Here is a 6,337-nt window from a genome sequence, read left to right on the forward strand (position 1 = left end):
CCCTCCGGATTCGGAATAGTAGGTATTCAACATTTTGCAAACTAAGCCTGGAAATACAGCTGCCGGACACAATACCAGCAGCGAAATCTTTTTACAAACCTAACCGTTCAAAAATTACATCGACATTTTTCAAGTGGTAATTGGAATCAAAACAAGCATCGAGCTCTTCCTTTGTAAGCAGGCTCGTTATTTTTTTATCCTTGTTCAGCAGTTCTCTGAAAGGCATCTGCGTTTCCCAGGCTTCCATAGCTTTTGGCTGTACCGTATCATAGGCTTCCTCGCGGACAAGCCCTTTTTCAATCAGTGCGAGCAGGACCCGCTGCGAGTAAATTAAGCCGAGCGTACGGTCCATATTGCGTTTCATGTTATCAGGATATACGGTTAAATTTTTCACGATTTTGCTAAAACGATTCAGCATATAGTTTAATGCAATCGTAGCATCCGGAAGTATGACTCTTTCTGCTGACGAATGCGAAATATCCCGTTCATGCCATAATGCCACATTTTCGTAAGCTGTCATCATATAGCCGCGGATCACTCGCGCCATCCCAGTCATGTTTTCAGAACCGATCGGATTTCTTTTGTGCGGCATCGCTGAGGAACCTTTTTGGCCTTTTGCAAAAAACTCCTCGACTTCGCGCGTTTCACTTTTCTGTAATCCACGCACCTCGGTTGCAAATTTTTCAATCGAAGTCGCGATTAAAGCAAGTGTACTCATATAATGTGCATGGCGGTCACGCTGCAGCGTTTGCGTCGAAATTGGTGCTGGCTGCAAGCCCAATTTCTCACAGACATATTGCTCGACAAACGGGTCGATATTGGCATAGGTCCCGACAGCTCCGGAAATTTTTCCGAACTCGATGCCCTTCCTTGCTTCCTTAAAACGATCGACATTCCGCTTCATTTCTTCATACCAGAGGCCAAGCTTCAGTCCAAATGTTGTCGGTTCTGCATGGACACCATGGGTACGGCCCATCATCACCGTATATTTGTGCTCCTGTGCTTTGTTTTTCAGGATTTCCACGAATCTATCCAGATCCTTCGATAAAATTTCGTTCGCTTGTTTTAACACATAGGAGAGTGCAGTATCGACTACATCAGTTGAAGTTAGGCCATAATGGACCCATTTGCGTTCTTCGCCCAAAGTTTCAGAAACTGCGCGTGTAAAAGCAACAACATCATGGCGTGTTTCTTCTTCTATTTCGTTAATGCGGCCAATATTGAAAGATGCCTTCTCGCGAAGAAGCTTTACATCTTCCTTTGGAATGACGCCAAGCTCAGACCATGCTTCACAGGCGAGGATTTCCACCTCAAGCCAAGCGTTGAAACGATTTTCTTCTGTCCAAATTGCACCCATTTCCGGGCGTGTGTAACGTTCAATCATGTAATATCCTCCGTTTCAGCCTGCAGATTCCAAAATCCGCTGCTGCTAATTTCAGTAACTGCTGTATCAATCGATGATCGTAAAATGTTGATATGCCCCATTTTTCGATTATGTTTTGCCTCTTTTTTTCCATACAGATGAATCTTCCAGTCCGGTAAGGAAGCGACAAGGCTGGTGATGCCTTCTAAGTGTTGTCCCAGTATGTTCACCATTACTACCGGCTTCAGTACATTAGTATTCCCAAGCGGCCAGTTACATATGGCACGGATATGCTGTTCGAATTGCGAAGTTTCACATGCATTCAGCGTATAATGTCCGGAATTATGCGGCCTCGGAGCAAGCTCATTGATAATGATTTCATCTTTTTCCGTTATAAACATTTCAACCGCAAGTGTCCCGACCAGGTCCAGCTCATCCGCCAGCAGCTGCGCTTGTTTGACTGCTTCTGCCTCCGCTCTCCCACTTATCCTTGCCGGTACAATACTTTTATCTAAAATATTATTGACATGAATATTTTCAGCAACTGGAAAACAGCTGCTGTCGCCATCTGCTTTCCGGGTAACGATCACCGAGATTTCCTTTACAAATGGAATCCAGGCTTCTAACACACATTTTCCATTTTTAAGAATGTCTTTTGCTTGTATAATATCTTCTTCCGCCCGGATCACCAGCTGCCCCTTGCCATCATAGCCACCGCGTGCCGTCTTCAATACACACGGATAGCCTACCTTTTCTACCCCGCTGTATAAATCTTGCATATTATTAATAGCACAATATGGTGCAACAGACGCTCCCGTCATCGAAATCGCCGCTTTCTCTAGCAGTCTGTCCTGCGTGATTTTCAGCAATTCCGAGCCCTGCGGAACGTACGCGTGCTCCTCAAGCCATTCAAGTGCCTCAGAACTGATGTTTTCAAATTCAAAGGTAATCACATCACTGACTGCTGCAAGCTCTTTTAATGAATCGAAATCGTCGTAAGCGCCGGTAATTTCAATATCGGCGACCTGCCCGCACGGACAATTTTCAGTCGGATCCAATACGGCAACGCGAAAGCCGAGTGACTTTGCAGAGAGCGCCATCATTCTGCCAAGCTGGCCGCCGCCAATAATTCCAATCGTTTCTTCTGGCAGTATGATTTGATTATTTAAGATGCTCATTGCTTATTATCACCTTTTCCCTCGTTTCATTTCGCATGGCCTCAAGCTTTGCAGCAACTGAGTCGTCCGCACATCCGAGTATCTGTGCTGCCAGGAGCCCCGCGTTGATTGCCCCGGCCTTTCCGATTGCCACAGTAGCCACGGGAACACCGCCAGGCATCTGAACAATCGATAATAATGAATCGATCCCATTTAAGGCTTTTGTCTGAATCGGCACGCCAATTACTGGTAAAATCGTTTTTGCTGCGGTCATACCCGGAAGATGGGCTGCCCCGCCCGCACCGGCGATAATCACTTTGACTCCCCTATCCCTGGCACTTTCCGCATATTCAAACAGTAAGTCAGGAGTTCTATGTGCGGACACTACCCTCTTTTCATAAGCAATATCCAATTGTTCGAGCGTCTCACACGCATACTTCATCGTTTCCCAATCCGAAACACTTCCCATTATTACGCCAACTTGCAGTTTCATTCAATCTCCTCCAATATGATAGAAAAGCGCAAGCTCCTTGTAAAAAGCTTGTATAGAGAGCGGTTTTCTCCCCATCAGATGATTGGCCTATGACCTCGAGCCGCATAAACCATCACCTAACGATCAAGTTTTACTCAAGATATTCAAGGGAGTTATGTCGATGGAAACTGGCTAGGCTGCTTGCCCTAGACATCATTCAAGGTTCAAAAGCAATACCTTTTAGTTTTATAAATAAAAAACCGGACAGACTATCTCAAATTGAGAAAGTAGTCTGTCCGGAATAATAGTCTTTTTTTATTAAGATACGTAAAAAGACGTATACAAACCAGAAGAAGTATCTACTTTCTCTCATAGTCCAACAATTTACGGTTATTGGGTAGAAACTTCGGGCCATATCCCCAGGATTATATGAGAGAATTCCTTTTCACTACCACCATCTTACAAGGGCATGATGTTTCTGTCAAGCAATAAATCGAATGATAAAATGATATATTGACTATATTGTTCGGTTTTTACTCGATTAATTTGGCTTCAAAGACGATTTTTCTTCTTGTAGGGTCATATTCAACTTTTCCATCTTTAACTTTTTCTTCAAAAATCGGCTTTTCCGTCCTTTTAATTGGAACATAACCTGCGGCCTTGATTCTGTCAAGGCATGCATCAATGCTTTCCCCTTCAGCTACTTCAAATACTTTCTTCTTTTTCTCGCTCACGAAACAGCTTTCCTTTCTTCACTGATTTTACCCAAAAACCTCCATAAATTGTCTTAGGCTCATAAGCGATAATAAACGCTTTGGGATCCAGCCGTTTAATCGTATCATACAAGTTCAGTTCGTATTTTCTTGGTGTCAATATTTGAAGGGCCATTCGATTTCCTTCTAAACCATGGGCAAGCCAGTCTGTGACACCATAGCCCTTGCCCCTTAATTGCTTTGGCAGGTCTATATCATAATCGGCAGTTATGACGTTAACCGTAATATATCCGAGCGCAAGCTTCTCTTCAATTTTCATTCCGACAAGAACGCCAATACCATAACCAACTGCATAGGCGATTAAATTTTGTATTTCATTAAGGTTTTCAAGCACAAGCCCTAGCCCGATGACATAAATGATTACTTCCACGACACTGATTCCTGCAGCTAAATACCGTTGCCCTTTAAGGGTGAGAATCATCCGAATCGTAAAGAAGGATACATAGACGATATTGATTAGAAGAATGATCATTACCATTAATACACTGTTTTGCAGCAAGCTAATCACAACCCCTTTTTTGAGTTCTTACTAAAAATGTTCAAAGCGTGGCCTTCGGTTATTTTACCCTAACATATGAGCATCACACTGAAAAGGAAAAAGCGAAGGAAAACATACCTTCTATTTGAAATGGAAGTTATTATTTACCTTACTACTCCTATCCTATAAAACAACAATTCAAACAGGCATAATAATAATTCAACCAAACGGTCGAGGAATTCAGCCAACTGAGCTAGATTTCAACCTAACATAATAATTCAACCTAATGACGGGTGATTTCAACCAAACAGCCAGGAAATTCAACCAACTTTGAAAAAGACCTAAATCGATCATAGATTTGCTTATCGCTCTTAACTGGGAAAACGGACTACTTTCTAGCTTCATGTATTCGGTTTCCGTCTCGTACAGAAGTCTTTATCATACTTTTTACTTCAGCATGCTTGAAATATCAAAAAAGACCAGTCTCATCTACTGGTCTTTCGTTTGCTTGGCGACGTCCTACTCTCACAGGACTTGCACAGGATGTGCTGACTTCTCCGTTGCCACATGGATGTGGCGGTTTTAGGAGAAGCTCCTTAATCTCCTAACTACCATAGGCGCTCGAGCTCAACTTTCATGTTCGGACTCTCTGGATGGCGATGAGCGGGGGATCTCGTCGTCAGCTTCCTTCGCTCCCTCGATCTTCTTGCTCCTCCCCCAATTCAATTTAGTGGAGGAATAAAATCTGTTCAGATCTATTTTTCGATCATCAATTCCCCTAAACGATCTTAAATCTGAATCATCGCTCTTAATTGAGAGAATATTACTATTCTGGCAAGGTTTTTTCCACAACCCATAGAAATTCTCCTCAATTATTTCATTTTCCTATTAGAAAACTGCGATCGATCATAAATTTCGATCATCGCTCTTACATTTGGATTAACGCTCTTAAATCCGAATAATCGCTCTTACCTCTTGAATAATCGCTCTTAAATGGGAAAACGTTAGGATTCCGGCAAGTTTTCTTTCACAACCCATAGGACTTCTCCTCAATATTTCATTTTTCTTATTGGAAAAACTACGATCGATCATAAATTTCGATGATCGCTCTTACATTTGGATTAACGCTCTTAAATCTGAATCATCGCTCTTAATTGAGAGAATATTACTATTCCGGCAAGGTTTCTTCCACAACCCATAGGAATTCTCCTCAATATTTTCATTTTCCTATTAGAAAAGCTACGATCGATCATAAATTTCGATGATCGCTCTTACATTTGGATTAACGCTCTTAAATCCGAATAATCGCTCTTAAATGAGAAAACGTTAGGATTCCGACAAGGTTTCTTCCACAACCCATAGGAATTCTCCTCAATATTTTCATTTTCCTATTAGAAAAGCTACGATCGATCATAAATTTCGATGATCGCTCTTACATTTGGATTAACGCTCTTAAATCCGAATAATCGCTCTTACCTCTTGAATAATCGCTCTTAAATGAGAAAACGTTAGGATTCCGGCAAGGTTTCTTCCACAACCCATAGGATTTCTCCTCAATATTTCATTTTTCCTATTGGAAAAACTATGATCGATCATAAATTTCGATGATCGCTCTTAAATGGATAAACGGGCTACTATATCCAGGTTTTCGTTTTCTTTATTTTATTTGAAGTTGTATTTTACTTCTTTCGTGCATTTCTCCATCTTCAGTTTTAATATATCAAAAAAGACCAGCCTCATCGACTGGTCTTGCGCTTGCTTGGCGGCGTCCTACTCTCACAGGACTTGCACAGGATGTGCTGACTTCTCCGTTGCCACATGGATGTGGCGGTTTTAGGAGAAGCTCCTTAATCCCCCAACTACCATCGGCGCTCGAGCTTACCTTCCGTGTTCGGACTCCTGGATAGCGATGAGCGGCGGATCTCTTCGTCAGCTTCCTCGACCTCCTTGCTCCTCCCCATCCAGGTTTACGTTATCTTTATTTTATTTGTAGTTGCATTCTACTTCTTTCGTGTATTTCTCAACCTTCGGTTTTAATACATCAAAAAAGACCAGCCTCTTCGACTGGTCTTGCGCTTGCTTGGCGACGTCCTA

5 protein-coding genes and 1 riboswitch are annotated in these 6,337 nt (G+C 42.3%); all 5 genes read right to left on the bottom strand.

What is annotated here, in order from left to right; translation table 11 throughout:
• Positions 1-91: 91 nt before the first annotated feature.
• The gene (gene purB / locus ELQ35_RS16785) at positions 92-1,384 is read right to left on the bottom strand and encodes an adenylosuccinate lyase (RefSeq protein ID WP_126866244.1); all 1,293 of its coding nucleotides are present in this window, start codon (positions 1,382-1,384) and stop codon (positions 92-94) included.
• Positions 1,381-2,541 (bottom strand): 5-(carboxyamino)imidazole ribonucleotide synthase, encoded by a 1,161-nt coding sequence (gene purK / locus ELQ35_RS16790; protein WP_126866246.1) that lies wholly within the window; start codon positions 2,539-2,541, stop codon positions 1,381-1,383. The genes purB and purK overlap by 4 nt, the downstream gene beginning before the upstream one ends.
• The gene (gene purE / locus ELQ35_RS16795) at positions 2,525-3,013 is read right to left on the bottom strand and encodes a 5-(carboxyamino)imidazole ribonucleotide mutase (RefSeq protein ID WP_126866248.1); all 489 of its coding nucleotides are present in this window, start codon (positions 3,011-3,013) and stop codon (positions 2,525-2,527) included. The genes purK and purE overlap by 17 nt, the downstream gene beginning before the upstream one ends.
• A gap of 331 nt (positions 3,014-3,344) precedes the next feature.
• Positions 3,345-3,445: riboswitch (purine riboswitch) on the bottom strand.
• Positions 3,446-3,525: 80 nt separating this feature from the next.
• Positions 3,526-3,726: an NETI motif-containing protein gene (locus tag ELQ35_RS16800; RefSeq protein ID WP_126866250.1), complete on the bottom strand. Its 201-nt coding sequence runs from the start codon at positions 3,724-3,726 to the stop codon at positions 3,526-3,528.
• On the bottom strand, positions 3,698-4,243 hold the full coding sequence (locus ELQ35_RS16805) for a DUF2179 domain-containing protein (protein ID WP_126866259.1): 546 nt from the start codon (positions 4,241-4,243) through the stop codon (positions 3,698-3,700). Before ELQ35_RS16805 ends, ELQ35_RS16800 begins: the two co-directional genes overlap by 29 nt.
• Between the last annotated feature and the right edge of the window lie 2,094 nt (positions 4,244-6,337).

The organism is Peribacillus cavernae (genome assembly GCF_003989135.1).
GTDB classification, from domain to species: domain Bacteria; phylum Bacillota; class Bacilli; order Bacillales; family DSM-1321; genus Peribacillus; species Peribacillus cavernae.

Coding starts and splice junctions, on each gene's coding strand:
- purB (WP_126866244.1), bottom strand. CDS start 1,384: ATGATTGAACGTTACACACGCCCGGAAATGGGTGCAATTTGGACAGAA.
- purK (WP_126866246.1), bottom strand. CDS start 2,541: ATGAGCATCTTAAATAATCAAATCATACTGCCAGAAGAAACGATTGGA.
- purE (WP_126866248.1), bottom strand. CDS start 3,013: ATGAAACTGCAAGTTGGCGTAATAATGGGAAGTGTTTCGGATTGGGAA.
- ELQ35_RS16805 (WP_126866259.1), bottom strand. CDS start 4,243: ATGGTAATGATCATTCTTCTAATCAATATCGTCTATGTATCCTTCTTT.